A 23,162-nucleotide genomic window follows, 5' to 3' on the forward strand; every position below is an offset into this window, starting at 1 on the left:
TGTTACTTTTCGGGATTATTTATATAAATTTGCGACCGCTTAGGTGATAGAGTTTGTCTACCGACAACTCTATAAAAGGGAATCCGGTTAGAATCCGGAACAGTGCCCGCTACTGTGAAGCTCTTGAAAAGGAAAGCGTTCTGCTATGCCACTGTCTTAAGAAAGATGGGAAGGTTGCTTTCCGAGCCAGTCAGGAAACCTGCCAAGCGAAGTAATGATTAATTCCTCCCGGGGTCAGGAGTAATTAAGAGGATAGAAATATCACCTATATCTAAAAGATGTTGGAGACGTAATAATACGTTGTCTCCGTGGGATTGATATGTAATCTAATTATTAATATATTCATATGATGAGGAAACACTTACTATCTTTCTTCTTGCTGGTCATCAGCCTAGTTTGTCGTGCGCACGATGGCGAGAATTTTGTAGCATCCGATTTATTCGCCTCTTTACAACCGGGCGATAAGGCCGCTTTATTGATGGTACATTTTGGAACAACCCATGATGATACCCGTGCCTTGACAATCGACGCGATCAATCAAAAAGCGAAAGAAGCTTTCAAAGATGTTGAGTTGCGTGAGGCATGGACTTCTCGCATTGTAATGCGCCGCTTAAAAGCTCGTGGCGTAGAGAAACTGAACCCGATCGAGGCCTTGGAAAAATTAAAGACTGATGGTTATACACATGTCTTGATCCAATCCACGAATATAATCGAAGGTATCGAGATGGAATCCTTACGTAAGGATGTTGCCACCATGAAATCTTCTTTCAAGGAGATTCGTATCGGTAATCCTTTATTGTATACACCGGAGGATTATGAGGCGGTAATCGTCGCTATCACAAAAAATGGGGCGAAAGAAGGCGCTACTTTATTGGTAGGCCATGGCACTTATACTCCGGCGACGGCTCAATATGCCATGTTGGATTATATGTTGAAGGAGAAGGGATTCAAGGATTATTCCGTAGGAACCATCGAGGGCTATCCTACTTTTGATACGATGGTAGCCCAAGTAAAGGCCAATGGAACGAAGAAAGTCTTGTTGATGCCATTTATGTTTGTCGCCGGAGACCATGCGAAAAACGATATCGCCGGTGATTGGAAAGAGGAACTGGAAAAGAAAGGCTACGAGGTAAGCGTATTTATGGAAGGTCTGGGACAGAATCCGGATATTCAGAAGATCTTCATCGAACATGCCCGTTTCATGGCTAAACATAAGATGATCGATATCGTTGATAAGAAGAAAGCTTATGCGGTAGAGAAGGACTAAAAAAGTTCTCCAAATCTATGTTTTATTCCTTTCGGAAGAAAAAGTAATTCCTTCCGAAAGAAACTAAATTTTCATTCGAAGGAAAATGGAATTTCTTTCGAAAGGGATTTCACATGCATACAATAAACAGTTATAATGCTAAATATATGAAAAGAGTTTTGACAATCTTACCGTTGACAGCCTTATGTATCAGTACGATGCAGGCACAACACAAGAATGAGTACACGAATTTCGCCGATACGACATTCAATATTCAAGAAGTCGTAGCGACCGCCGCACGCAAGCCACGTCCACAAATCACGAAGTTGGACGTACCTATGAAATATCTTCCTATTTCAATTAATAGCATTACGGCGAGTAGTTTGGAGTTGCGAGGTATCCGTAATATCCAAGATGCGGTACGCTTTATGCCGGGCGTACGATTCCAGACATCTTATGGCGCATTTCAACAATTGTCGATCCGTGGTTTCGATCATTCTATCATGATGATAGACGGTATCCGCGATGAACGTTCGGCAATAAACAACTCTTATCCCGTACCCGATCTATCCTGTATCGAGTCTATTGAATTATTAAAGGGACCGGCTTCTGTACTTTACGGACATTCAGCCGTAGGTGGAACCTTGAATATCGTTCGTAAATCCCCGTCAGAGAAACAGAGCGTTAATGCTCGATTGGCCTACGGTAGTTACGAGAATAAAGAGGCGACACTTGGCATGGGCGGTAAATTGGTCGGTCCGGTCAATTATTACGCCAATGTCAACTTTTCCGATCAAGAGGGCTGGCGTGATAATGGCAACCGTCGCTTTTCCGGTTATCTGGCATTGCAAGCTAAAATGACGGAACGTGACATATTAGATGTTCGCGGAGGTTTTAACCGCGACTTCTATGGGACGGAGATCGGTCTTCCCGATTTAATGGCAAATGATGTATATAATGTGCAAACAGGACAGTTATATCTCCATAAAAATGAGATGCTACCGGGACTTGACCGTGAGGCTCGCTACAATAACGAGTCCGACTTTATGAAGAATCACGCATGGAACGTATCGACGCAATACACACATACTTTTTGGAACGGCGCGAAACTAACAGATCGCCTTTCTTACAATAACGACGATATCAACTATTTTGGGACGGAAGCCCTCGACTATCTCGAAAGTGATGATCCGATCTATGATCATTATTATATGAAAAACGGCCAGAAAAAATATATCTGTTTGGACAGTGTATATCTTTCTTTCCCGCTTCGCTTCTCCCATATAGCCAAGACGGTAGCCAATACGCTCGAGCTAAGCGGTAAATTCAGGACGGGTGAGATAAAGCATACGTATATGGGAGGTTACTCTTTCGTCGCCTTGAATCGTACCAGCTATTCGGGCTATAATTTAGGAGATGATGTTCAGGGTCCCGGCCTTTATTCGCATGTATCCGTTTATGATCCGCATAGCATGGGATATATGACCAGTAAATTCTCGAAAGCAACGGTTACGCATCATTATTCCAACAGCCTTTATCTTCAAGATATGGTTGAGTTCAACGAGCAATGGAAGGTATTAGCCGCTCTACGTTACGACTTTTTCCGTTATATGTCCGCCAGCGCTACAACTCCTACCGGACGACGTGAGTATGAGGAGCATTCAAGCTTCAATATGATAAAGAATAAGGCGTTGACTTATCGTTTCGGAGCGGTCTATCTGCCCCATCCGAATACATCCATTTATGCGTCTTTCGCCTCTTTCTTCAAGCCGATCCGTACGTTCTATCAAGATAACGTCATTTATGTAGGAGGTGATGGAAATCGTTTCGAGCCTGCTCGCAATGAGGAAGTATTTAAGCCGGAGAAAGGATACCAAGCCGAGGTGGGTCTTAAATATCAATTGAACAATATATTAAGCGCCAATGCCAGCTTGTTCTATATCCGGAAGATGAACAGTACGGCTACGTTGACCAACAACTATCAAGAGGAAGTAAACGGCGAGACTACCACGATGAGTGTAATCGGACAGGTGGGTGTACAAGATTCCAAAGGTTTTGATTTTGATGTCACTCTTTCTCCGGTAAGCACCTTAGCGCTGACGATCGGTTATGGATTGAACGACTCCAAGATCCGGGAGATGAAAGAAATAAAGGATCCGGAATTGATCGAGGCTATCTATGGCAATAACCCGGATGAGACAAAGCAACAATTGAATAGCCAAGAAGGAAACTGGCAGAGCAACGTACCGAACCAGACTTTCTACGCATACGGCAGTTATACCATCCCTCGGGGTGTCTTGAAGAATCTGGAATTTCACTTGAGTAGCAGTTATACCGGTAAAGTATACCGTAATACATCTAACAACTCTTGGTTCGATCCGTATTGGGTAACCGATTTCGGTATGTCTTATTTGTTGAACAACAATATTCACCTTACATTCAACTTGAATAACTTGTTTGACAACAATTATTATAACCAAGCGCTCGGACAACAGATGGTGCCAAGCATGCCTCGTAATTTCCAAGTGGCTATCTCCTATACATTATAATATATAGAACATACGCTCATGAATCTATTGACAAAGATCATGCAATTTATACACAGGATACTGGGCACGGCACTCAGTATCCTGTTCCTCGTTTGGTTCCTATCGGGATTGGTAATGATCTACCATACGTTCCCGCGAGCGGACCGGGCCGATAAACGGGCGAAGATGGATATTCTCTCTCCGGAGAATCTTCCTTCGTTAGACCAGATAGAGAAACGTTTACCGCAGAACGAGCGGATAAACCATGTTACCTTAAACAGCTATTTGGGACAAACTGTTTTTCATCTCCGGACGGAGAAAGGGAGCTATGATATTCCTGCCGACTCGACGGAAAGATTACCCGTAATCGACTGGAATCATATCCAACGTGTGGCATCACTATGGAATACCTCTTCCATAGCGAAGGTAGATTCCTTGTACACCTTGGACCAATGGATTCCATTCGGTCGTTTAAAAGAGGAATTTCCGATCTATAAATTCCATTTCGCCGATCCGGAACGACATGAATTATACATATCCTCTAAATCCGGGGAGGTTTTGCAATATACGGATAAAAACAGTCGTTTCTGGGCTTGGCTCGGGGCGATCCCTCATTGGGTCTATTTCACTTCCTTGCGGCAAGACGCTGAATTATGGATAAAGGTAGTTGTCTGGTTATCCGGAATCGGGTGCGTTATGTGTATCGCCGGGATCTATTTAGGAATACGGGATTTCCGGTTAGCGAGGAGACGTCATTTGATTTCCCCTTATAAGAAGTTCTGGTATAAATGGCATCATATTCTTGGGGTGTTATTCGGTTTATTCGTCCTCACCTTCTGCTTTAGTGGTATGATGTCTTTAGCTCGTGTACAGGATTGGGGGTTGAAAGCCAAGCTCGATATAAACCCGGTTCAAGAACTGCGGAAGATGGCTCCTTCCCCACTCGATTATCCGTTGGATTACAGGGCGGTCATACAAGCCTATCCCGGCCAGATCCGTCAATTGGAATGGAGTAGTTTTGGTGATATACCCTTTTACATCGTACAAACAGACACGAAGGATATTGTCGTGAACGCAAATAAGAGTGACGGGATATCTTTATTGAACCTGCGACCGGAAGAAATCCGTTCCGTATTGTCTCAGATACATGGTATCGGGACCACGGCTGATATCAAACTGTTGGATGCTTATGATACGTATTATATCTCACGAAAAAGGAATTTAGAACTCCCGGTCTGGAAAGTATCTATTCAAGACGTGGATAATAGTTGTTATTACATTAATCCCCGTAATGGACAATACCGTTATGTAAATACGCCGTCTCGTTGGAACCATTGGATGTATCCGGCATTGCATAGCTTGAATCTGAAATTCTTGGTAGATCATCCGGTCTTATGGAATATCGTGATGTGGGGAACCATGTTGGGAGGCACGTTCGTTTCCTTATCCGGTGTATGGCTTGCGATAAAATATATCAGGCGAAAAGCGAGAAGAAAGAAGTAAAGCCTGTATATTTGTATTATATTTATTGAGAACATTGTATTATAAAATAGATTTGAATGAATAAAGGCAAGATTATAGTCGCCGGAATCGGCCCCGGTAGCGAGGCCGATATAACGCCTGCGGTTTTGGCCGCTATCCAAAGCTCGGATGTCATCATAGGATATAAATATTATTTCCGTTTTATCACCCACTTGCTTCGTGAGGGAACGGAATGTATAGATACAGGTATGAAACGTGAGCAAGCTCGTGCCGAGCAAGCTTTCGCTTATGCCAACGAGGGAAAGACGGTTTGCGTGATCAGTTCCGGTGACGCCGGTATTTATGGCATGACTCCTCTGATTTATGAGATGAAGAAAGAATCCGGAAGCGAGATCGAGATCGAGTCGTATCCGGGCATCAGCGCTTTCCAGAAAGCTGCGTCCTTGCTTGGCGCTCCTATCGGACATGATTTCTGTGTGATTTCCCTCTCAGACTTGATGACTCCTTGGGAACTGATCGAGAAACGGATTCACGCGGCGGCCATGGCCGATTTTGTTACGGCGATCTATAATCCAAAAAGCGAGGGACGTTATTGGCAACTCTATCGTTTAAAAGAATTGTTCCTGCAAGAACGCAAGCCGGAGACTCCGGTCGGTTATGTACGTCAGGCCGGACGGGAGGAGCAAGAAGTATTCGTCACTACGCTCGCAGATCTGGACCCCGAGCAGATCGATATGTTTACGGTAGTCTTGATCGGAAACTCACAAACATATCTTTCCGGGAATCATATGATCACTCCCCGGGGATATTATGGCGAGATCAAACAAAAGAAAATGGATACGGGTATCGGACAGGACATCATGATCCGTAGTTTCCGTACGATCGAGAAGGAATTGAAAAACCAAGAGATCCCGTTGGATAAGAAATGGGCGTTACTCCATGCCATTCATACGACGGCCGATTTCGATATGGAAAATATCCTTTATGCCGACCCGGATGCTGTCTCTACATTATATAATAAGATCAGCGGCGGGGAAGTTCCTACGATCATCACCGATGTCACGATGGCTGCTTCCGGCATTCGTAAGGGAGCTCTGCAACGTCTGGGTGTCGAAGTGAAATGCTACCTTCAAGACGAGCGGGTCGCTGAGATGGCTTCGAGCAAAGGAATTACCCGTACTCAAGCCGGTATTCGTCGGGCCGTGGAAGAGCATCCGACCGCTCTGTTTGTCTTCGGGAACGCCCCGACCGCCCTTATGGAATTATGCGATTTAATACGTAAAGGTAAAGCCACTCCAGCTGGCATTATCGCGGCTCCGGTAGGTTTCGTACATGTGCAGGAATCCAAACATATGGTGAAACCTTTTATCGGTATACCGAAACTAATCGTGGAAGGTCGTAAAGGAGGTAGTAATTTAGCGGCTACGCTAGTGAATGCCATCCTTTGTTTTAATGACGCAGAACAATTAAAGCCGGGAAGAGACGTATGAACCGATTTTATGTCATAGGGCTGGATGATAATATGCGGCAATACTTTCCGCCGGAGATATTGGAGATAATCTCGTCCCACCGGGTGTTCTCCGGAGGCGTGCGGCATCATGAGATCGTACGTTCGCTCTTGCCCGAGAAAGCGGACTGGATCGATATAAAAGTCCCGTTGGACGAGGTCTTCGATCGCTATCGTTCGTACGACGGTCGGGAAAGCATCGTTGTATTCGCTTCCGGAGATCCTTTGTTTTTCGGATTCGCCGTTACGATTCAAAACCGATTGCCGGATGCGCAAATCCGCCTGTACCCGTCATTTAATTCCTTGCAACTCTTGGCACAAAATCTATTGATGCCTTACCACGATATGCGGATCGTCTCCCTTACCGGACGGCCTTGGCACGAGTTCGATCGTGCCTTGATCGAAAGTGCGTCTAAGATAGGCGTGCTCACGGATCGGGAACATACGCCTACGACTATCGCTCGCCGGATGCTGGAATACGGCTATGATAATTATACCATGTTCGTGGGAGAACGGTTAGGAAATACCGAACGGCAGAGCATCCGCCAATTCAGTATACAAGCCGCGGCAATGAATAATTTCGTTCATCCGAATTGCTTGATCCTAAAGAAAGAGCGTGACGGGCATTCCCGTAAATTCGGCCTGCCGGATTCCGCGTTCGAGCATTTGAACGGACGGGAGAAGATGATAACCAAAATGCCGATCCGTTTGTTATCTTTAAGCATGCTGGATCTGAGAAACCGGGAACGTTTTTGGGATATCGGCTTTTGCACGGGTTCTGTCTCGATAGAGGCTAAATTGCTGTTCCCGCATTTGCATATCACGAGTTTTGAGATCCGGGAAGAGGGACGAAAGTTAATGACTGAGAATTGTCATCGTTTTGGGACTCCGGGTATCGAGGCTATAATCGGAGATTTCTTATCGGTGGATTTATCAGCGTTGGAGGCTCCGGATGCAATCTTTATCGGCGGACATGGCGGGAAATTAGTGGAGATCCTTATGGTAGTTTCCCAAAAAATGAAAGAGAACGGTGTCATCGTCTTCAACTCCGTATCCGACGAAAGCAAAGCGCTTTTAGAGGAAGCGGTCCGCCAAACCGGTCTTCGGATATCCGCCCAAACCCGTATCACGATTGATGATTTTAATACGATTACCGTGAATGTTATTTATAAATTATGAGTACAATATCAATTATTCCAATATCCGATAGCAGCCGGGTGCTTGCTGAGCGAATTCTTGCTTCTTATCCCGAGGCGAAGATCTTACCATTCGGCTCTTTCTCAAAAGAGGTTTTTCACGAATCCAGTAGTTTGGTATTTATAGGAGCGATGGGAATTTGCGTACGCAGTATCGCTCCCTTCGCGGAAGATAAACATACCGATCCGGCCGTGGTTTGTATAGACAGTACCGGTAAATATGTGATTCCGGTCTTATCCGGACATATCGGTGGTGCGAACGACCTTTCCAAGGAATTGGCAAACCTATTAGGAGCCGAGGCAATTATTACGACACAAAGCGATAATACGAACCTATGGCCGCTCGACACGCTGGGGAAGAAATACGATTGGACCTTGATCGTCAAAGATAGCAATGCCGCCATCTCCACTTTTGTCAATGGAAAACCGACAGCGCTACTCCTTGATATACGAGATAAAGGAACGGATTATTTGGAGCGTACGGTCCCGTCTCATGTCTCTATCTTTTATTCCTTCGAGGCGATACCGCAGCAAGACTATGAGTTATTGATGATCGTCAGTCCCCAACAATACGATACTTCCATCCCTACGATCACCTATATACCGAAAGTCCTCCACCTAGGAATGGGTTGCCGCAAGGATATGCAAGGCGATCCTACGGTCGTTTACGAACATATTAAAGATGTATTGCGTGATAAACGCCTATATCCGGAAGCTTTGGCGGATGTAAATACAATCGATTTAAAGAAATGCGAACCGGTGCTGACATTACTGGCTTATGGAGTTATGGAATGCCCTTTCCACACCTATACATCGGAGGAGCTGAAAGATATCCCGGTACCCAATCCCTCGGAGAAGGTACTGGAGGTAACCGAATCCTCAAGTGTATCGGAAGCTTCCGCCATTTATGCGGCTCATGGCGGTCCGCTTTTGGTCGAGAAGCAAAAAGCGGATTTAGGGAAAGGAAATGAATATACCTTTGCCGTAGCGTTAGATCGGGCGGCCTGCCGCAAGGGACATATCGAGATCGTAGGAGCCGGTCCCGGCGATCCGGACTTGATCTCTATCCGCGGACGGCAAATGTTGGAGAAAGCGGATTTGATCCTGTATGCAGGAAGCCTCGTCCCGAAAGAACTTACCTTATGCGCGAAGGCAGGCGCTACGGTGCGAAGCTCGGCGGATATGAATCTGGAAGAACAGTTCGCGTTGATGAAAGAGTTTTATGATAAAGGATTGTTTGTCGTTCGTTTGCACACGGGCGATCCTTGCATCTATGGAGCTATTCAAGAGCAAATGAATTACTTTGATCAATACGGGATGGATTATCATATCACTCCGGGTATTTCCTCTTTCCAAGCCGCCGCCGCCGCTCTTTATTCCCAGTTCACGATTCCGGAGAAAGTACAAACGATCATCCTCACTCGTGGCGAAGGACGTACGCCCATGCCTGAGAAAGAGCAACTGCACAAACTGGCTCAAAGCCAAAGTACGATGTGTATCTTCTTAAGCGCCGGTGTCGTAGAGAAGGTCCAAGAGGAATTATTGCGACATTACGCTCCAACCACTCCGGTAGCCGCTTGCTATAAATTGACATGGAAAGACGAGCGGATCTACCGTGGGCAACTGAAAGATCTCGCGAAAATCGTAAAAGAGAATCATCTTACACTGACAACATTACTTGTCGTCGGGGATGCCATCGATAATCGCAAGGGTCTATCCCGCTTATATGCGGATGAATTCAAACATCTTTTCCGTAAGTAATGATACTGATCCTTGGAGGAACGACAGAAGGCCGTGTGGCTGTGCGGGTAGCGGACGAGGCAGCCGCTACCTATTACTATTCTACGAAAGGAACTTTGCAATCCATTGAATGTGCGCATGGAATCCGTTTGACCGGAGCCATGAATGCGGAGGAAATGGAGTGTTTTTGTCGTGACCACGCGATTAAGCTATTGATTGATGCGGCACACCCTTTCGCTCAAGTGTTACACCAAACGATCGAAAAAGTATCGAAATGTTTACAGATTCCGGTGATCCGTTACGAACGTCGGTATCCACCTCGTGATGAGGACTTGATTTGGTGCGATAGTTATGCAGACGCAATTCACCAAATGGAAAACAAAGGTATCCAACGGCTACTTGCCCTCAGTGGCGTGAACACCCTTGCCCCGCTCCGCCCTTATTGGCGATCGCATACCACTTGGTTCCGTATATTGGAGCGGGAGGAATCTTTGTCGTTGGCCGAGAAGCAGGGCTTCCCCCAAGAACGTCTGGTTTTCTATCGAGAAGGTGAGGATGAGTTAAAGTTGTTGGAGCAACTCCATCCGGATGCGATCTTGACAAAGGAAAGTGGTTTCTCCGGCTATTTTACGGATAAAGTGAACGCTGCCCGCCAATTCGGAATACCAGTATTTGTCGTGAAGCGTCCCGCATTACCGGAAACTTTCTACCGAGTGTATGGTGAAGACGGATTGCGCAAACAAATCGAACGCCTATTACCCGAATTCTTTCCCTTGAAAAGCGGATATACGACCGGAGCTTGTGCTACCGCCGCCGCAAAAGCCGCTTTATTGGCCTTATTATCAAGGAAGGAACAAACAGAAAGCCAGATAACATTACCCTCGGGAGAACAGATAACGTTGCCGGTAGCCTATACCGAATGGGCCGGGTGTTCCGCCACCTGTACCGTGATCAAGGAGTCTGGGGATGATCCGGACGTGACGAATCATAGCCGGATCCGGGTTACTGTTCAATTATCTCTCGATGCATCCGGTTGTGCCATCGCCGTGGCAGAGTCGTGCCACGGTGATGGCACAGCTGTGCCAAGCCGATGGCACAAGCGTGCCACGGTAATGGCACAAGAAGAATATTGTCAAGAAACAGAAAGCGACGATACGGGAAGAGTCATCTTCCAAGCAGGTGAAGGAGTCGGAACCGTGACCCTTCCGGGACTCGGCTTGAAAGTCGGCGGCCCGGCTATAAACGCCACGCCCCGTAAGATGATCCGGCAAGAGCTGATTCCACTCCTGCCCTCACCCGATTCCGTCGCTATTGTCACGGTCTCGGTTCCCGGTGGCGAGGAGTTGGCGAAACGTACCTTCAATCCGAAACTTGGAATTATCGGGGGAATCTCCATTATCGGGACATCCGGAATCGTGCGTCCTTTCTCATCGGACGCTTTTATCGCCTCGATACGGAAAGAAGCCAGTGTCGCCAAAGCGATAGGTTGCGAGACGTTGGTTATTAATTCCGGGGCGAAGAGTGAACGCTACCTTCGGAGCTTATACGCTTCTTTGCCTCCACAATCATTCGTCCATTACGGGAACTTTATCGGAGAGACGCTAAAGATCGCTGCCGATTTAGGTTTCAAGCAGGTTATCTTAGGTATCATGATCGGCAAGGCGGTGAAACTTGCGGAAGGTTTCCTAGATACACACAGCAAAAAAGTCGTCATGAACAAAGGCTTCCTTCAAGATGTAGCGAAAGAAGCAAAATGCGAGGAGGCGACCGTAGATGCAATCAATCGGATTACGTTGGCCCGTGAATTATGGGAGCTTCTTGCGGAAAAAGAACAAAATCGTTTCTTCCCATTACTTTTACAAAAATGTAAATCGTATTGCGCTCCTATCCTTCCCGACGGCGAACTAACCTTGCTGTTAATATCCGAAGAGGGCAAGGTCTTGTACCAATCTTAGCTGTAGAGACGCAGCGCGCACGCTACGTCTCTACACCCCCCAGACTGTAATAGCATTTCTTTTTAGCTGTTTATTCTTTTTTATTAGGGATTCTTTAAGAATACATATTAGGAGGATTTCGTACTTTTGCCCTCTAAATATTGATTAAAATAATGTTTAGATATCTTTTAATTTATATGGCCTGCCTTCTATTCGCCTTTTCCGTAAAGGCGCAAGGCATTTCCAATGACACGATTCCGAAAGAAGTGCTGATGCTGGATGGTAAGCCTATGACCGAAAAGCAAATACAACGTTATCATAAACAATTACATAAAGACTCCATACGGGCCAACAAAAGGATCTGGTGGTCTATCCTTGGCGGACCGTCTTACACGCCGGAAGCCTCCTTTGGCGTAGGTGGCGCGGTTTTGGCTAGCTTTCGCTTAAACAAGAATGATACGATATCCCAACGATCGTTTATCCCTGCGGGATTTAACATTACCTTAAACGGGACGTTCGTTTTTGCCGGTGCCGGTACCTTATTCTTCAACGAGAATCGCTTCCGTATTTATATCAGTTACGGTTATCGGAACGAACCTTCGCATTATTTCGGGAAAGGCTATGAGACGATCGAGCAAATCGAGAAGAGCGACTCGACAACGAAATTCCATAAGAGTTCTTTCCAACTATATCCCCGTTTCGTATGGGAAGTTAGGCCTCATTTATATACGGGTCCTCTTTTTGATATTAATTTCAGCAAATCAGATGATATCAACCCGGTGATGGCCGAAGATCCTTATTTCAATAAGTTCAAACGAGATTATGTCAATATCGGTGTCGGCGGCTTGATTCAATACGATACACGAAATGACGTGGCGACCCCAAGTTCCGGTATGTTACTAAGCGCGATCGCTAAAGTGTATGGAAAGTATTTAGGCGGTGCATATAATTATGAGATGTTCGAGTTAGAATACCGCCAATTCCAGCAAGTATTTCGTCCTCGTAGCACCTTGGCATGGATCGCCAAGACACAAATCGGTGTGGGAAACGTTCCTTTTACGGAGCTTCCTTCGTTTGGCTCTCCTTTCGATCTTCGCGGATACTATTGGGGCAAGTACCGTGACAAGACCATGGCGTATGGGATTCTGGAGTATCGTCATATGTTCGGCAGCGTGGAGAAATATAAGAGCGGTAATTTCTGGGCGAAGTGTGGTTTTGTTGGCTGGGTCGGCACGGGTACGATCGGAAACGCTCCTATCGTAGACTGGAATAAATGGAAGTTCAACTACGGCGTAGGCTTACGTATCCAAATGCAACCCGGCAAGAACTTCCGCCTAGACGTAGGCAAAGACCCGAACCAAAAAGGGATGGCGGTTTATATGAATATGACGGAAGCCTTCTAAAACCAGAAGGCTCCCGTCTACGATTTATGGAAGTATAACCTTGCGTTAAAATTATCGTTTAAAAGCCGGAAATATCTTAATATCGATTTTTTTCACTAAGTTTGCGTCGTCGAAGGGGTGCCATACTATATGGGCTGAGATCATACCCTTACTACTTGATGCGGGTAATGCCGCCGTAAGAAAAACGAATGTTAGATGGATAAAAATGAAACGTACCGTTATCCGGTAGCTTTAACGATCGCGGGCTCTGATAGTGGCGGTGGTGCCGGAATACAAGCGGATATTAAGACTTTTTCCTCGCTGGGGGTTTTTGGAGCCTCGGCGATAACGGCTATAACCGCTCAAAACACACAGGGAGTGCGAGGGATCCAAGCGATCTCTCCCGAGATTTTGAGAGGACAAATCGAAGCTATTCTTGAGGATTTCATCGTAGATGCCGTAAAAATAGGGATGCTACATAACAAGGATGCCGTAAAGGTCGTATCTGAAACTTTACCTTCCTTCCAACAGACTTCTATCATTTTAGATCCAGTGATGATATCCACGAGCGGAAGTAAATTATTGGAGGATGACGCCATCCGAACCATCATGGATGAGTTGTTCCCTAAAGCGACACTGCTTACTCCGAATATTCCCGAGACGGAATATCTTTCCGGTATAAAAATCAATAACGAGGCGGATATCTTACTTGCCGCCCGGAAATTGCAGGAAAAAGGATGTAACGCTCTATTGATCAAGGGGGGGCATATTCCCGGAGTAGAAACGGTGGATCGGTTATTTATCAATGAGAATAATCCGATTTGTCTGGTCTCGCCAACAGTGGAGACCTTCAATACCCATGGAACGGGCTGTACGCTATCGTCCGCCATCGCCGCTTATATGGCACTCGGCCATTCATTGGTGGAAGCCGTACGATTAGCCAAGGAATATATGAATAACGCGCTCGTTCACGGGGCAAATGTATGCATGGGAAAAGGGCACGGACCTGTAAACCACTTCTTCTCACCCTCTGCCCTTCATAAAATCCGATGGAATCATGAATAAGCTGGTCGTAATTACTACACCTTATTTTTTCGCGGATGAAGCTTCTTTGATCGAACTTCTATTTGCGGAAGGAATGTCTCGTTTACATCTACGTAAACCGGATTGTAAACGTGATGAATTGGAGGGCTTATTGGATAACATCTCTCCGGCTTATTACGACAGGATCGTTCTTCATGATTGGTTTACCTTGGCAGAAGAAAGGGCTTTAGGAGGAGTCCATTTGAACAAGAGGAACCCGGAAGCTCCACCTTTATATAAAGGCAGTATAAGTCGTTCTTGCCATAGTCTGGAAGAGATTATCGAGTATAAACCGGTATGCGACTATGTATTCCTTAGCCCGATCTTTCAGAGTATATCCAAAGAAGGATATGGTAGCGGATTCCCCTTAGATGGATTGCGAAACGCGAAGGGCATCATCGATGATAAGGTGATCGCCTTGGGAGGAATCTGCTCACAAACAATAACGAAATTAAGAGATATCCCCTTCGGCGGTGTCGCCGTTCTCGGGGCCCTTTGGGGAAACGATCCCTCCCTTCTTGTTGCGGATCAACTCATAAAACAATTCAAACGATTACAAGTATGGCCTTAAATTATTATTTCGGATATGATGAGAATGGAAGAGTCGGTCGGAGAACAACCGGATTACGCCCTCCTTTTGGTGGGAGTAACCGCTTGATGTTTATAACGCATCGTACACCTAAATATACGGAATGCGACGAGGTACGCATGGCAATCCAAGGAGGATGTTCGTGGATACAATTGCGTATGAAAGACGGGATCTATGAGGATACCGTACGTAAATGTGCCACTATCTGCGCGGACGAATGTGAGCGAATCGTGGATTTCTGCGTAAACGATGATCTGGAAGCCGCCGTGACATGTGGCGCTACGGCTTGTCATCTAGGCAAGAATGACATTCCCTTGGATATCGCTTGGGAAGTACTGAAAGACAAGTTGGATTCCAATGCCATCTTCTATATCGGGGCTACGGCGAATACCTTTGAGGATATCCGGCTGGCCGTAGAACGAGGCGCCTCGTATATCGGACTAGGGCCGTATCGCTTTACGGGTACCAAGAAGAATTTGAGTCCCATCTTAGGCTTGGATGGTTATCGTAAAATAATCGCTCAATGCAAGGAGGCTGACATTGATATTCCTATCTTCGCGATAGGTGGTATTACGCTGGAAGACGTAGGCCCTTTGATGGAGACGGGTATAACCGGAATCGCTGTTTCGGGCGCGATTATCAATGCCCCCGATCCCGTGGAGGAAACCCGCCGGTTTATTGAGGAAATCAATAAGTACTAAACTAAATACATATGGCTACTAAAAAGAATATGCGTATTTCCTATCCGTCCTCGGAAAAGATTTATGTCCCGGGCGAGATCAATAAGATCAAGGTTGGTATGCGTAAGATTAAATTGTTGGACACGGTAACCTTGGATGAGCATGGAGAGCGAATCTTCAAGAAGAACAATCCGGTAATCGTTTACGATACGAGCGGCCCGTATTCCGACCCCAAGATATCGATTGATATCGCTAAAGGACTTCCTCGTATACGTGAGGAGTGGTACGGTAAGCGTAAAGATGTGGTTCAATTGCCGGAATTGACTTCCGCTTATGGTCGTGAGCGATTGGCGGACGCGAGTCTGGATTCTCTCCGTTTTCCCAAGCGACACTTGCCTTTCCGGGCTAAAGAGGGTAAGAATATCACCCAGATGTATTATGCGAAGAAGCGTATTATCACTCCGGAAATGGAGTACGTGGCGATTCGTGAGAACCAGCAAATCGAGGCTTTGGGACTGAAGTCGTATATCACGCCGGAGTTCGTCCGCAAGGAAATCGCCGCCGGTCGCGCGATCATCCCGGCGAATATCAATCACCCGGAAGCCGAGCCGATGATTATCGGTAAGAAGTTCTTGGTAAAGATCAATACCAATATCGGTAACTCCGCTCTTTCCTCCGGTATCGACGAGGAGATCGAGAAGGCGATATGGAGTTGTAAATGGGGCGGAGACACGTTGATGGATCTCTCTACCGGCGATAATATCCATGAGACGCGCGAGTGGATTATCCGTAACTGCCCGGTTCCGATGGGTACGGTTCCTATTTATCAAGCCTTGGAGAAGGTGAATGGTAAGGTAGAGGACCTTTCTTGGGAGATCTATCGGGATACGTTGATCGAGCAGGCGGAACAGGGCGTGGATTATTTCACGATCCATGCGGGTTTGTTGCGTAAACATGTGGAGCTGACGGCGACTCGCCTGACGGGGATTGTCTCCAGAGGCGGATCTATCATGGCTAAATGGATGCAGCTTCATGACGAGGAAAACTTCCTGTACACACATTTCGCCGAAATCTGCGAGATACTAAAGGCATATGACGTGGCGGTCTCTATCGGAGACGGGCTTCGTCCGGGTTCTATCTATGACGCGAACGATGCGGCACAATTCGCCGAGCTTCACACGATGGGAGAACTGACGAAAATAGCTTGGGAGCAGTTCGTACAAGTGATTATCGAAGGCCCGGGCCATGTTCCCATGAATAAGATTCATGAGAATATGAAGGAACAACAGTATGCCTGCCATGGAGCGCCGTTCTATACGTTGGGCCCGTTGACGACCGATATCGCTCCTGGATACGATCATATCACGTCGGCTATTGGTGGCGCGCAAATCGCTTGGCATGGGACGGCTATGATCTGCTATGTTACGCCGAAGGAACATTTGGGATTGCCGAATAAGGAAGACGTGCGTAATGGGGTGGTCGCTTATAAGATAGCGGCGCATGCCGCTGACTTGGCGAAAGGGCATCCCGGCGCTCAAGTACGTGATAACGCGTTGAGCAAGGCCCGTTTTGATTTCCGCTGGAAAGACCAGTTCAATTTGTCCTTGGACCCGGAAAGGGCTTTACAGTATTATAAGGAGAGTGCTGTTACGGATGGAGAGTACTGTACGATGTGCGGTCCTAATTTCTGCGCTATGCGGTTAAGTAAGGATTTGCAAGGTTGTAAATAAAATACTGTTTTGAGGGGATGAGACGGGGCATGCCCCGTCTCTACAATTGAGTGATTTGTTTTCCGCATTCGTAGCCTTCCTCATATAGTTCTTCCAGTTTCTTTGTGTCGCTTCCGGTACGACCGACTTTAATCGGGCTTTGCGGACGGATGACGAAGGCTTTTCCTTCGGCCTCCAGTTGGTCTATGTAATCCAAGACCTCGTTGTACTGCCGGTATCGTAGTCGCAACTGTTCCCGGATCGCCGGGTATTTGTTATAAATAAAGCCGGGAAGGTAAAAATCTTTCTCTTCTTTCCGATAGCCTTTGTTACGGGTAAGGATGATGACGTTCTTGGAGAAGCCGTCAGCGATAGCCCGTCGGATAGGGATGGCGTCGCATACGCCTCCGTCGACCATCGGTATCCCGTCTACATACGTAATTGGACAGAGGATCGGTAAGGTGCAAGATGCTTTACAGATATCCACCAAACGTTTCTTATCTTTCTTCTCCTCGAAATATTCCGCTTTACCCGTCAAGCAATTGCTCGTGACCATAACGAACCGATCCTTGGACTTGAAATAGGTATCGTAATCCAACGGATAATACAAATCCGGATAGACATAAAACAAGAAATTCAGATCGATATATCCCCTCCCCCGTAAGAAATGACGAAGACCTATGTAATTATATTTCTTCAATAGGTCGATATTGCTAAAACGGGAGCGTCCCCGCTGGCGGGAAGCATACGAGATTCCGTTACTCGCGCCCGCCGATACTCCGATCGTATAAGGAAACCAAATATCATGATCCATAAAATAATCCAATACTCCCACCGTAAATATGGCACGCATTCCGCCACCTTCCAACACCAAACCTGTCTGACTATCTATTTCCATATATATACCTCTGAATTAAAAAAGCCATTGCTGGGTTCCCACCAAGCAATGGCCACAAAAATATAATAAATCAGCGATAAATAATAGTTCCTTTTTAGAATTTACTTGGTCACTTCGTTCACTAAGGGACGGCCTTCCTCGAAATCCTTGATGTTCCGCAAGGTAGTCTCAGCGATATTATGCAGAGCCTCTTTCGTGAAAAACGCCTGATGGGAAGTAACGATCACATTGTTGAACGAGAGCAGACGGGCCAAGACATCATCATCGATAATCTTATCCGATTTATCCTCGTAGAAATAGTCTCCCTCCTCCTCGTAGACATCCAATCCAGCGGCAGATACTTTCTTGGTCTTCAATCCCTCGATCAAGGCGTTGGTATGAATTAGTAACCCGCGTCCCGTATTGATAATCATTACGCCGTCTTTCATCTTGGCGATCGAATCGTCGTTGATCAGATAACGGGTCTGGTCGGTCAACGGGCAATGCAAGGAAATGATATCGGACTCTTTGTATAACTCGTCTAAAGAGACATAGGTGATCCCTTCCTCCTTGGCGAATTTCTCATCCGGATACAGGTCGTTTGCCAATACACGCATCCCCAATCCTTTTAAGATATGAATCAATATCTTGGCGATCTTTCCGGTACCGATAATACCGGCGGTCTTGCCATGCATATCAAATCCCATCAAGCCATTCAAGGAGAAGTTGCCATCTCTCGTACGCCAGTATGCCCGGTGTATCTTACGGTTTAACGATAACATCAAGGCCAACGTATATTCAGCGACCGCATAGGGTGAGTAGGCCGGTACGCGTACGACCGGTAATTTCCCCCTGGCGGCATTCAAATCCACATTATTAAAACCGGCGCAACGAAGCGCCAACAGTTTCACACCATTGGCAACCAAAGCGTCTATTACGGCGGCATCAGCCGTGTCGTTCACGAAAATACATACTGCGTCTACCCCTTGGGTTAAGACGACATTATTGATATTCAAATGTCCTTTATAGTAACGAATATCGAACTCATACCGCTCATTGATCTTATCGAAAGAAGCGATGTCGTAGGGTTTAGCACCAAAAAACGCAATCTTATACGCCATATAACTTTAGTTTTTTAATATAACTAAATTAAGCCCTTGATTGTTTATCGAAAAAGAAATCCATTCGTTTAATTATAGTACTTTTGTCCGCTGGGTAACAATATAGATGAGCATGAATCAATCCCATAAAAGATCTTTTATAGCAGTTCTTATTTTTATTGGCTTTCTCTTGTTTATGGCATTTTGGGGCATCGACTTGATCTTAGGGGCGTATGCGGGACATAAATTGAGTAAACTTGCCGAAAGGCATCATCTTGACATACGCTATGATAAGATCCGGTTGATGGGGCTGAGTACCGTACGTATGGAGGGATTGACCGTTATCCCGGTTGACGCTGATACGTTGATACATGCGGACAGGCTTCAAGCGAAACTGGAGCTTGGCAGATTATTGCTACTTACCCCTTCCATAGAGAGTGTACAAGCGGATAATTTGCATATTCATTTTATTAAGAAGGGAGAGAGAGCTAATTTTGATTTCCTTTATAAACCATCGAATCACCCAGGTGAGCCAGTGGAAACAGCTGTAGATGATAAGGAACGGGATTACGCACGCAAGGCTGAACGCTCCCTTAGTCTACTTTTCAATTTATTGCCCGGAAATGCCTTGGTACATGATTTATGTGTTTCTTATAGTAATAAAGGAGATGAACTAATACTAGAGATACCCGAACTCAATCTTGCTAACAATCAATTCTCTACGCATATAAACAGCACGGAGAACGGAGTTCGTAGCGAATGGATTTGCGAAGGCTCTCTCTCTGATAAGGAGCGACTCGTGAAAGCCCGTCTCTACGCCGACGAGCATACGAAGATTCCTCTTCCTTTTCTGGAATATCGTTGGGGGGCATCGGTACGTTTCGACACCTTGGCCTTCGAGCTTAAGGGACCTAAAATAGAAGAAGACATACAATCCTTACTCGGAAGCGCCTATGTGAGCGGGCTTACCATCCACCAAGAGCGTATATCTCCGGACACGGTCTTACTGGATAAAGGCTCTATACACTTCCGGACAAACATCGGTAAGAACTATATCGAATTAGATAGCGTCAGTGATATCCGGTTTAATCATCTGGATTTCCATCCTTATCTGAAGATCGTTAAAGATACCAGTTGGCAAATCACGGCCTCTGTGAATAAAAGGGATTTCCCTGCGGATCAACTGTTCTCCTCCCTGCCTAAAGGCTTATTCTACAATCTGGAAGGCCTGAGAACAGAAGGTACCCTCTCCTATCATTTTCGATTGGATCTGGATTTCGGACAGGTAGACAGCTTGATCTTGGAATCTACTTTGAAAGCGAAGGACTTCCAGATCCTTGCCTATGGGAATACGGATTTGCGGAAGATGAATGAGCCATTTGAATATACTGTCTATGAGCAAGGCGAGCCGGTACGCTCTTTCGAGATCGGTCCGGCGAATCCCTCTTTCCGCCCGTTCAACGCCGTATCCCGTTATCTTCCTTTAGCGATCATGCAGAGTGAGGATGCCGGCTTCTTTTATCACAACGGTTTTATTCCAAGCGCTATCCGGGAATCGTTGATACAGGATATCAAGGAACGACGTTTCGCCCGTGGCGGCAGTACGCTCAGCATGCAATTGGTGAAGAATGTATTCTTGAGCCGTAATAAGACGATCGCCCGCAAGCTGGAGGAAATGTTAATCGTATGGCTGATCGAGAGCGATCATCTGACCTCTAAAGAGCGGATGTTTGAGGTTTATCTGAACATCGCCGAATGGGGCCCCATGATTTATGGAGCCGCCGAGGCCTCACGTTATTATTTCGCGAAGGAACCTTCCCAGTTAAACCTTGCCGAGTGTATTTTTATGGCCAGCATTATCCCCAAGCCCAAACAGGTCCGCTATTGCTTCGACGGGTTGCGGTTGAAGCCGTATTATGAGGATTTTTACAGGGTAATACTGGATCGCTTGGTAGATCGCAGACTTATATCTTCGGAAGAGGCGGTAGGGGTAACGCCGGAGTCTGTCGAAATAACAGGTCCGGCTAAAGAATACCTGACGGCTACCCAAAGTCGATCTCCACGCTCGTCCCAATTCCTAGATCAGAAGTAATATTCACCTTCGCCCCATAGGTGCTCAATATGCGTAGCGAGAGGCTTAGCCCGACACCATGCCCGGCGTATTCCCGGGTATTGCTCGCCCGGTAAAAGGGCTGGAAGATTCGTTTCAACTCCTCGGGAGGAATGCCGATACCTCGGTCGGATATGGTCAAGACACTGCCTCGAAGCCGCATCTCTACCGGTTTATCGTTCGAATACTTACAGGCGTTGCTCAAGATATTCTTGATCGCTATCTTCAATAAATAGGGATTGGCACTGATCATATAAGAGAAATTATCCGGGGAGAACGAGATCCGGGCCGAGGAGAACTGCATCAAGAAGTCCGCTAGGAAGATCGTCTCCATCGCGCTTTTCTGGATCTCCTTATCCCCGTGCGACAGGAACAGCAGGTGTTTGATCAATTGTATGATACGGCTCGTCTCCGTGGCGATACGTCTTAATGCCGCTTGGTATTCCTCCGGGGAGCGCTCTTTCAGCAGGCTGATCTCGCATTCGCCTTGAATGGCTGTCAGTGGATTGTTCAACTCATGCGAGGCGTTGCTGATAAACGCTTTCTCACTTTGGTAAGCAGCGTCGATCCGGTCTACCATCCGGGTCGCGTATAGTCTGCCGACAAAATAGATCAATACCGAGCTAACCAATATCAATCCCAGCAACAGCCAGCCGATCCGATGCTGGATATCCATCCCATACTGATTCCCGGAAAGGACAATCACGATGAAATTCCCCTCGTTGTCGGGATAATACAAAGCCGCTCCCATTTGCGTATCGTGCTTGAAGTGAACGATATCCTCTTGGTATAGAGATCTCACCTGCGTGGCGTCCAGATAACGGGACAGCACTTGCCGGGTCTCCAAGCTATCGGCGTTCAGCAATATCTCGGTAGCGACGGGAAGGGTTTCCTCGTAACGCTGTTGGATACGGGCATAGCTCTCGTCGTCGGTCTCGTCCTTCTCCCAATGCTTCTGTGCCGTGGCATAGGCTTTTTCCGTCAGGTAAGAATAGTACAGGCGAGAGATATAGCTCGTGGAAACCCAATAGAAGACAAGCGTCACGACGGCTATCACGCCTATGGTAATGGCCGAGTAAAAGAGAGCGATCTTGTTTCCTGTCTTCATGCTTCCATCATATAGCCCACACCCACCACGGTATGGATTAGCTTAGGTTCGAAGTCTTTGTCTATCTTCGTGCGCAAATAATTCACGTAAACATCGACCACGTTCGTATTGGTATCGAAATCCTTGTCCCAGACATTCTTTAGCAAGTTCATCCGGCTCAAGGCCGTTCCTTGGTTCTGTATGAAATATTCCAAGAGCCTATATTCCTTTACGGTCAAATCGATGACCTGCCCATTCCGTATAGCCCGATGGCTTGGAGGATCTAAGACCAGATCTCCGCACCGGAGAGCCATATGGACGGATTCGTTTCCCGATCGACGTAATAACGCCTTTATGCGGGCCTCGAGCTCTTGGAAGCTGAAAGGTTTTACCAGATAATCATCCGCCCCGGCATCCAGCCCGCTAACGATATCCTCGGTGGTTCCCAAGGCGGTCAGCATAATCACGGGGGCATGGTAACCGAACCGTTGCCGGTACTGTTTGCAAAGTTGCAGGCCATTCATCTTCGGCATTATAATATCCAGAATCAGCAATTGGAAATCGTTCTTCTGTGTCAGTTCCCAACCAGCGGCACCGTCATAAGCGACATATACCTCATGCCCGAACTCCCGCAAGCCTCTTTCTATAAAAGAGGCGATGTTTATCTCGTCTTCTACTAATAATATCTTCGCCATTGTATCGTATGTATTAATAAGAATGTCCATCATTAGTAATGCGTACTCAGGATGATGCTAATCGTATCACAGAGGTGAAACGTTCTTTTCACGGTTGTGACACGATCGTTTCACCTCTGTGATATGATCTTTTCACGGCCGTGAAAAGATCAGTAAGTATAATCCTTTCGCATAATAACTCCAGTCGCCCTCCCTAATAGTTCCGGACTTTCTTGCT

The 23,162-nt window shown here is 46.4% G+C and carries 17 protein-coding genes and 2 riboswitches; of the genes, 13 read left to right on the forward strand and 4 right to left on the reverse strand.

Annotation, left to right across the window (positions count from 1 at the left end; translation table 11 throughout):
* The first annotated feature begins 23 nt into the window (after positions 1 to 23).
* Positions 24 to 221, forward strand: a riboswitch (cobalamin riboswitch).
* A 128-nt stretch (positions 222 to 349) separates the two neighbouring features.
* The 12 genes from NBH16_RS15645 (at position 350) to thiC (ending at position 17,097) form a co-directional block, all read left to right on the forward strand.
* The gene (locus NBH16_RS15645) at positions 350 to 1,267 is read left to right on the forward strand and encodes a sirohydrochlorin cobaltochelatase (protein ID WP_005862321.1); all 918 of its coding nucleotides are present in this window, start codon (positions 350 to 352) and stop codon (positions 1,265 to 1,267) included.
* A 146-nt stretch (positions 1,268 to 1,413) separates the two neighbouring features.
* Positions 1,414 to 3,795: a TonB-dependent receptor gene (locus NBH16_RS15650; protein WP_008779872.1), complete on the forward strand. Its 2,382-nt coding sequence runs from the start codon at positions 1,414 to 1,416 to the stop codon at positions 3,793 to 3,795.
* A gap of 18 nt (positions 3,796 to 3,813) precedes the next feature.
* Positions 3,814 to 5,277 carry a PepSY domain-containing protein gene (locus tag NBH16_RS15655; protein ID WP_009017440.1) on the forward strand — a complete coding sequence of 488 codons (1,464 nt, stop codon included), beginning with the start codon at positions 3,814 to 3,816 and terminating at the stop codon, positions 5,275 to 5,277.
* A gap of 56 nt (positions 5,278 to 5,333) precedes the next feature.
* A complete protein-coding gene (cobJ, locus tag NBH16_RS15660) occupies positions 5,334 to 6,746 on the forward strand; it encodes a precorrin-3B C(17)-methyltransferase (RefSeq protein ID WP_005862324.1) in 1,413 nt (470 codons plus the stop codon).
* On the forward strand, positions 6,743 to 7,942 hold the full coding sequence (locus NBH16_RS15665; protein WP_057318753.1) for a bifunctional cobalt-precorrin-7 (C(5))-methyltransferase/cobalt-precorrin-6B (C(15))-methyltransferase: 1,200 nt from the start codon (positions 6,743 to 6,745) through the stop codon (positions 7,940 to 7,942). The genes cobJ and NBH16_RS15665 overlap by 4 nt, the downstream gene beginning before the upstream one ends.
* Entirely contained in the window at positions 7,939 to 9,720 is a 1,782-nt protein-coding gene (gene cobM, locus NBH16_RS15670) for a precorrin-4 C(11)-methyltransferase (RefSeq protein WP_250788855.1), read from the forward strand. Before NBH16_RS15665 ends, cobM begins: the two co-directional genes overlap by 4 nt.
* Positions 9,720 to 11,654, forward strand: coding sequence for a cobalt-precorrin-5B (C(1))-methyltransferase CbiD (cbiD, locus tag NBH16_RS15675; protein WP_121961126.1), 1,935 nt, complete (start codon positions 9,720 to 9,722; stop codon positions 11,652 to 11,654). The genes cobM and cbiD overlap by 1 nt, the downstream gene beginning before the upstream one ends.
* 152 nt (positions 11,655 to 11,806) lie before the next feature.
* The gene (locus NBH16_RS15680; protein ID WP_005862328.1) at positions 11,807 to 13,036 is read left to right on the forward strand and encodes a BamA/TamA family outer membrane protein; all 1,230 of its coding nucleotides are present in this window, start codon (positions 11,807 to 11,809) and stop codon (positions 13,034 to 13,036) included.
* A 103-nt stretch (positions 13,037 to 13,139) separates the two neighbouring features.
* A riboswitch (TPP riboswitch) is annotated at positions 13,140 to 13,237 on the forward strand.
* Complete coding sequence (thiD, locus tag NBH16_RS15685) at positions 13,232 to 14,080, forward strand: bifunctional hydroxymethylpyrimidine kinase/phosphomethylpyrimidine kinase (RefSeq protein ID WP_005862329.1); 849 nt, start codon at positions 13,232 to 13,234, stop codon at positions 14,078 to 14,080. (Overlaps the previous riboswitch by 6 nt.)
* The gene (locus NBH16_RS15690) at positions 14,073 to 14,669 is read left to right on the forward strand and encodes a thiamine phosphate synthase (RefSeq protein WP_008772177.1); all 597 of its coding nucleotides are present in this window, start codon (positions 14,073 to 14,075) and stop codon (positions 14,667 to 14,669) included. The genes thiD and NBH16_RS15690 overlap by 8 nt, the downstream gene beginning before the upstream one ends.
* Entirely contained in the window at positions 14,660 to 15,388 is a 729-nt protein-coding gene (locus NBH16_RS15695) for a thiamine phosphate synthase (RefSeq protein ID WP_250788856.1), read from the forward strand. Before NBH16_RS15690 ends, NBH16_RS15695 begins: the two co-directional genes overlap by 10 nt.
* Positions 15,389 to 15,399: 11 nt before the next feature.
* Positions 15,400 to 17,097, forward strand: coding sequence for a phosphomethylpyrimidine synthase ThiC (gene thiC, locus NBH16_RS15700; RefSeq protein ID WP_057327639.1), 1,698 nt, complete (start codon positions 15,400 to 15,402; stop codon positions 17,095 to 17,097).
* 40 nt (positions 17,098 to 17,137) lie between these two features.
* On the opposite strand, the gene NBH16_RS15705 is transcribed toward thiC, so the two are convergent.
* Positions 17,138 to 17,974 (reverse strand): patatin-like phospholipase family protein, encoded by an 837-nt coding sequence (locus NBH16_RS15705; protein ID WP_005862333.1) that lies wholly within the window; start codon positions 17,972 to 17,974, stop codon positions 17,138 to 17,140.
* Positions 17,975 to 18,075: 101 nt separating this feature from the next.
* Positions 18,076 to 19,074: a 2-hydroxyacid dehydrogenase gene (locus tag NBH16_RS15710; protein ID WP_005862334.1), complete on the reverse strand. Its 999-nt coding sequence runs from the start codon at positions 19,072 to 19,074 to the stop codon at positions 18,076 to 18,078.
* Positions 19,075 to 19,186: 112 nt separating this feature from the next.
* Between NBH16_RS15710 and NBH16_RS15715 the strand changes: the two genes are divergently transcribed.
* Positions 19,187 to 21,145: a biosynthetic peptidoglycan transglycosylase gene (locus tag NBH16_RS15715; protein ID WP_333558128.1), complete on the forward strand. Its 1,959-nt coding sequence runs from the start codon at positions 19,187 to 19,189 to the stop codon at positions 21,143 to 21,145.
* Here the strand turns inward: NBH16_RS15715 and NBH16_RS15720 are convergent.
* Both NBH16_RS15720 and NBH16_RS15725 read right to left on the reverse strand, forming a co-directional pair.
* Positions 21,096 to 22,271, reverse strand: coding sequence for a sensor histidine kinase (locus NBH16_RS15720; protein WP_250788857.1), 1,176 nt, complete (start codon positions 22,269 to 22,271; stop codon positions 21,096 to 21,098). The two genes, NBH16_RS15715 and NBH16_RS15720, sit on opposite strands and share 50 nt — an antisense overlap.
* On the reverse strand, positions 22,268 to 22,945 hold the full coding sequence (locus NBH16_RS15725) for a response regulator transcription factor (RefSeq protein WP_008772182.1): 678 nt from the start codon (positions 22,943 to 22,945) through the stop codon (positions 22,268 to 22,270). The genes NBH16_RS15720 and NBH16_RS15725 overlap by 4 nt, the downstream gene beginning before the upstream one ends.
* Between the last annotated feature and the right edge of the window lie 217 nt (positions 22,946 to 23,162).

Origin of the sequence: Parabacteroides sp. Y3-G-102 (assembly GCF_023656845.1) — a bacterium.
GTDB classification, from domain to species: domain Bacteria; phylum Bacteroidota; class Bacteroidia; order Bacteroidales; family Tannerellaceae; genus Parabacteroides; species Parabacteroides distasonis.